Genomic DNA, 4,023 nt, shown 5'->3' on the forward strand with positions numbered 1-4,023 from the left:
CTTGGGCCAGGTTTGCTTGACACCGTGAAGAGTGATAATTCACAATTCACAATTGACAATTCACCATTCACCATTATTAAGGAAATTTAGGGAAGAAATTGTGAATGGTGAATTGTGAATGGTGAATAGTTACGATTTTAGATTGAACCTATCTGTTTTAAAGTCAGTTTTCAATCAAAAATCACAAATCTATTAATTTTGTATTTCGGCTTGTTGCTGATAAATTACAAGCCAAAATTAGAGATATTTTACTCCTTACTCTCATATATCACAATATATTATTTTTGTCAAGAATTTTTTTGATTATTTTTTTAATTATGATGTAGGTAAAGATAAGTTATTAAGAGGAAATATGATTGTGACGAGCAATTTTTGTAACCGTTCAGGATATAGCCACAGAGTCACAGAGAACACACAGGGAATATATAACCACGAATGAATCCTGTTAGATGTTTTACTATCTAACGAGATGAATCCGAATCTCTCTGAACAACAAAAAGATTTGTAGTGCGAGGTTTTAGCCTCGCTTCTGGCAAGCCAGAAGGTGAACCTAAAGGTTCACACTACATTTATGGGATATCACAGATTAATTTGTGTCCTTAAGTAACTAATTTCTTTAATTCTCTGTGAACTCTGTGCCTTTGTGGCTGAACGCTTACTTTCTTTTGGGCGTTCACAGAACGTTGAAATTGGAAATTAGGGAGAAAGATTCTTGATTTTTGTCCCAATTTCTAATTTCTAACCGTAAGTTTTCAAACAAAAGTGAACCATCCCTAAATTTCACATTATCTTTCTCTGTTTCAATTCATAGACTAATTCTTTGACTATATCTTTAGCCTCACCCTGGAGGATTTTTCTATCTTTTCGAGGTGGTGGGGTAAATGTGCGAATTACTCGAGTGGGAGAGCCCGTCAGCCCAACATCATCCGGGTTAACATCAAGTTCTTGTGCACCCCACTTAATAATTTCTTTCTTTTTAGAGGTTAATTTGCCTCGTAATGAAGGGAGTCTTGGTTCATTAATCTCTTTGACGACTGTGAGTAAAGCAGGTAGTTGAGTTTCCACGACTTCATAGCCATCTTCTAATACTCGTTCAACGATAAGTGTGTGGTTTTTTATTTCTACTATCTTACGAACAAAGCATATCTGGGGAATATTTAACATCTGGGCTAATTCAGGACCTACCTGGGCAGTATCGCCATCTATCGCCTGTTTGCCACAGATTATCAGGTCAAATTCGCCTATTTTTTTAATTCCCATAGATAATGTATAAGAAGTGGCTAATGTATCTGTGCCCGCAAATGCCTTATCACTCAATAACACCGCATCATCTACTCCAGGTGATATAGCCTCTCGCAAGGTTTCTTCTGCCTGTGGTGGTCCCATAGAAATAGCTACTACCTCTCCTGAATACTTTTCCTTTAGTTGCAAAGCCGTTTCTATCGCATTCATATCAAAGGGATTGATGATAGATTTTACCCCTTCGCGAATTAAAGTATGCGTCTTTGGGTCTATCCTTACCGCAGAGGTTTCAGGCACCTGTTTTATACAAACTATTATCTTCATTTTTAAATATTATAGATTACATTGTTATTTTTGTCAAGTGGAGATTCTTGATTAATAAGTATTCTTTTTCAAGAACATTATTCCAATCAAATTGGGGACTATATTTCTTTGCATTTGAGGAGAAATAGTCGTATTTATCTTTATCCGTAAGTAATGAACAGATAGATTCCACAAATGCCTTTTTGGTGAATTCAATCGCCTGACCACATTTATACTCATTAATAATCTCCTCGGTTTCCGTGTCTTTTGTTCCTATAACTGGTAGTCCAGCGGACATATATTCTACAACTTTAAGTGGGAAGGCATATTGCCGCAAAGGCACTGGTTGAAAAAAGGCTAAACCTATGTCTGCTTCCTTTAAAAATACTGGTAATTCTGCATATCCCTTTACGCCAACAAAGACAACATTTTCCTCAAGATTAAGTCTGGCACTAATTTCTTTTAGTCCTTCACCATAGGTAGCCGGAAAGGAAGCGCCCACAATGAAAAGCCTGATATTCTGGATTTTCTTCTTAATCCCGGCTAAACTATGAATAACCAGATCTAATCCACTCCAATGTGTTACATTACCTGTATAGATTAATGTCGGAGGATGTAGAATTTTGTTTTGTGCTGGTTTAAATAAGGCATGGTTAACTCCATTTGGGACAATATATACCTTTCTTTTCGTCTGTAATTTCCGCAATTGGCATAATTTTTTACTGACACAAATAATTAAATCTGCCTTATTTAAAAGATATTTATCTACCCATTTAGTGTAAAATGTGCGAAATTTTGTCAACACAGGCAAATAATCTATATTATCATAAACTATAAATTTAACCCTGCCTAATCTTTTCAATAAAAAACTAATTGTCCCTTCCCAGGGATTTTGATAAATACAGACATCAAATTTATCTTTAATCTTGCAAGGAATACTCACAATCAGAGATAAAACAAGGAAAATATCTTTTATAAAGGAAAAAAAACAGAAGATTTTTATAAAAGCGGATTTAATAGAAGACCGATTTGTTAAATTATAACCAGTAAAACTACCCACAAGTCCCATGCTATAATTTAATAAAGGGTCTATCTCGATAAATCTGATATTTTTTTCTTGAAATGTAGTTATTTGTAAAAGGAAAAGGTTTTTAAGGGAATTGGTCACATTTCTTTTGCGATAAACTACGGTTACCTCTTCGAATTTATGCGAGAAATATTCAATCAGGTGTTGAACTCTATCATTAGGTGCTTTTTTATAATCTATTTCCGTGATTATCAATGCTTTTTTCATAATTTATCCATTAAATTCAAGTAATCTTTAACGGGTAGATATAAAAACGTCTCGCTATAAGTCCTGCCTCTTAAATTAGTCACCGAGCGATATTTATTCAAGGCTAAAATCGTGCTAAGATAATCTACCTGTCTAAGTTGAGTCTGGTAGGATTTTAGTGCCTCCTGTTTTTTGGGAATGACATCTCCAATATCGACTACAATATTGGGGATTAAAGGAGTCCAGCATTCATAAGCACAGATATTGAAGTCCAATTGAATCTCTTTAGATAGGTCTAAAAATATCCTGTTTAACTCAAAGTGGTCAATATGGTTATCCAGAAACCAGGGTAAATAGACTAAATTTGGCTTTATCTGGTTAAATATCTCAGATAATCTATTAATCAAGGGTCTGGTTGATTTTAATCTTGTTTCCGGCTCATCTAAAAATATCAAATTTTCAATCCCTAAAGTCTTTGTGGCATTCATTGCCTCTTGTTTTCTTGTCTTTTCCAATAATTCTTTATCCTCAAAGGATGGGTCTCCTTCTCGACCATCAGTAAAATAGATAATCGCTACTTTATCCTGAACAAGAATATGTTTATGCAAGGTTCCACCACAGCCAATGACATCATCATCAAAGTGCGGAGATAAAACTATGATATTATTTCCTTCAGGTTTATCAACCACTTCGGGGCAAAATATCAGATTTTTGGGTCTTAAAAATGTTTTCAGGTAATTTTTTATTTGCCGGGAAAGTATTCTATTTAACATCTTGTAACTGTTCACCGCACAGATACAGAGACGCAGAGAAGAAGATTAAAATTTATTGTAACTATTTACTCAAATGAAGTGCAAGGTAATCGGTAATCAGGTAATCGGTAACAACCAATTGATCTTTTCCCTTTACCGATAACCTGATGACCGATAACTGATTACCTGAATTTCACTTCAGATGGCTAAAATGTTACGTTATTTTATTTCTATGTCTCCTCTGTTCCTCTGCGTCTCTGCGGTAAAGGACTACCTGAACGGTTACAATATTTTAAGATATTTTTGAATTTTTGTCAAGGATTATTTTTAATTTTTTTAGTCGTTAACCAACTCATTAAATATTTTAAGATATTCTTGTAGGAATTTTTGTTGACCGAATTGTGATTCGACCTTTTTCCTGCCAGCCATACCCATTTTAGTTGCCTTATCTTT

General features: G+C 34.6%; 3 protein-coding genes. All 3 read right to left on the reverse strand.

Annotation, left to right across the window (positions count from 1 at the left end; genetic code table 11):
* Positions 1-780: 780 nt before the first annotated feature.
* From AB1414_16900 to AB1414_16910, 3 genes are read right to left on the reverse strand one after another with little or no spacing between them, the layout of a single operon-like run.
* Positions 781-1,566 carry an electron transfer flavoprotein subunit beta/FixA family protein gene (locus AB1414_16900; GenBank protein MEW6609094.1) on the reverse strand — a complete coding sequence of 262 codons (786 nt, stop codon included), beginning with the start codon at positions 1,564-1,566 and terminating at the stop codon, positions 781-783.
* A gap of 16 nt (positions 1,567-1,582) precedes the next feature.
* Entirely contained in the window at positions 1,583-2,839 is a 1,257-nt protein-coding gene (locus AB1414_16905) for a glycosyltransferase family 4 protein (GenBank protein ID MEW6609095.1), read from the reverse strand.
* Positions 2,836-3,591 carry a PIG-L family deacetylase gene (locus AB1414_16910; protein MEW6609096.1) on the reverse strand — a complete coding sequence of 252 codons (756 nt, stop codon included), beginning with the start codon at positions 3,589-3,591 and terminating at the stop codon, positions 2,836-2,838. Before AB1414_16910 ends, AB1414_16905 begins: the two co-directional genes overlap by 4 nt.
* Positions 3,592-4,023 lie beyond the last annotated feature (432 nt).

Source organism: bacterium (genome assembly GCA_040755795.1).
Classification (GTDB): domain Bacteria; phylum UBA9089; class CG2-30-40-21; order CG2-30-40-21; family SBAY01; genus JBFLXS01.

Bases quoted from the DNA above. Each gene is read 5' to 3' on its own strand.
- AB1414_16900 (MEW6609094.1), bottom strand. From the start codon at position 1,566: ATGAAGATAATAGTTTGTATAAAACAGGTGCCTGAAACCTCTGCGGTA.
- AB1414_16905 (MEW6609095.1), bottom strand. From the start codon at position 2,839: ATGAAAAAAGCATTGATAATCACGGAAATAGATTATAAAAAAGCACCT.
- AB1414_16910 (MEW6609096.1), bottom strand. From the start codon at position 3,591: ATGTTAAATAGAATACTTTCCCGGCAAATAAAAAATTACCTGAAAACA.